We start from the raw sequence: 1,690 nt of genomic DNA, 5'->3' as shown, positions 1-1,690 counted from the left end.
AAACTGTCTCGCGCTGGTGGTCAGGTGTGATTCGTTCTATCCGAATTTGTCCCGTCTCCGCCGAAGGAGCCGGCCCGCCGGCATCTTCTACAAGAGAGGAGACGGTAGTATTTCCTTTCAACTCATAGATGGCGGGGCGTTTGACGGCTCCGTCGATCCACACCTGAGGTCCGGAAGGGGGAACGAGCAGTGTATCGCCGGACTGCATCCGGATCTCAGACCGGACGCCGTGCAGCAGGAAGTCATAGAGATCGATTTCGTCCAGCAGGCGTGTACCGCGATAGTGCCGCAGTATTCGCAGCGATCCAACTGCGGTAGGGCCTCCGGCGGCATAGAGTGCGCTGAGTGGCGAGGAGACTGAGGTCAACTCGTAAGCTCCAGGACGCTGCACATCCCCGACGACATAGATGCGGATGTTGCGGGGACGCGCAACCGAGAGCTCAACCTGAATGTCACGGAACTGCGTCCGAAGCCGGTCTGTCACCAGAAGCTTCGCCTTCTCCAGCGAGATCCCTGCAACCTCAACGGCACCGGCTTCAGGCAGGACAATCGTGCCTTCGCGATTAATGGTGCGCTGAAGGTTTTGAGAGGCACTACCCCAGAGCGCAATGGTCAGGGTGTCTCCCACTCCAAGCACGTAATCCGGGCCAAGAGGCACATCGGCTGCGATATCGGGCGTAGTCTGTGCGTTCTGGCTGTTTCTACGGAGAAAGACGTCGGAACCAAATCGCTTGAGTGAGCGCGAGGATTGAGGAATCTGTGTGTAGAGATCGCGGAGCGATGCCAGGTTATACGGCGTATCGCGATGAAGCACACGCTCACGAGTACTCGGATCCTCCTGCCGTTCGGCGGTCTCTTTTTGTGTGACGGGCTCTTTCGGCGTCTTTCGTGTTGCAGTGCTACTGGATAGTAGATCCGCATTGTCTGTCACGTTGCCCGTAGACGGCTTCAGGTTTCGCTGACCCGCGTCGGCCGGAGAGGTTGTGCCAGGTGATTCAGCATCGGAGAGATAGCCGCGCGAGCGAAGAAAGGTAATGACATTGTTACGGAGCTCCGCATTGGTCTGCAGGCGCGTGTAGAGAGCCTGATCTGAGATCGAGTCCGGCTGGGTTGGATTGCCCTGTTGCGTCAGGTACTCGGCAATAACCGTTTTGACCTCGATCATCGCATCGGGATTGTCCTGTAGAACTCGCACTACTTCCAGATAGGAGGCGGAGCCCTCCTGCGTATTGGTGTCTGTCAGGGATTGGGAACGCGTGCTCTCCTGCTGCGTTGTCTGTGTGTCGTCCGTGCCGGCAGAGGAGAGAGTCTGTGCCGGCAGATGCGTGAACAAGCAGAAGACGCAGCAGCAGATAAGGACGAGCCGTTTCATTGCGTACTCCCTGAAAGAAACTGCCGCCATTGCATGGACGCCATGATGTAACGCGCTCCTTCTACCAGATGAAAGCGAAGACGAAAAAAGATATAGGGAATCTGCTGCCGTAACCGGTGTAGCTTAGCGGACAGGGAATCTTGCTCGGGTTTGCAGTTGATGGCCGGGGGAAGCCGGCGCGGAAGAAGTGCTCCCTGTACCGAGCGCCCCGCGAAGGCTTCTTTCCTGGTCAGTTCTTCTTCGAGAAGTAGATACAACTTGCTCCCAGGAAAGTCGGTGAGCAGGGCAGTGCGGCTGTAGTGCGTGATCCAGTAGCGT

1 protein-coding gene and 1 pseudogene are annotated in these 1,690 nt (G+C 57.3%); both read right to left on the bottom strand.

Features of this window, described 5'->3' with window-relative positions:
* Nucleotides 1-1,372 (bottom strand): SLBB domain-containing protein (locus AB4043_RS24625; RefSeq protein WP_442308409.1); only part of this gene is annotated, 1,372 nt, incomplete at its 3' end.
* Nucleotides 1,369-1,690: pseudogene (locus AB4043_RS24620) on the bottom strand (nucleotidyltransferase family protein); the annotation flags it as partial. The gene AB4043_RS24625 and the pseudogene AB4043_RS24620, both read right to left, overlap by 4 nt.

The sequence above is a fragment of the Terriglobus sp. YAF25 genome, assembly GCF_052113305.1.
GTDB lineage: Bacteria > Acidobacteriota > Terriglobia > Terriglobales > Acidobacteriaceae > Terriglobus.
This window is presented reverse-complemented; position numbering and strand designations above follow the sequence as displayed.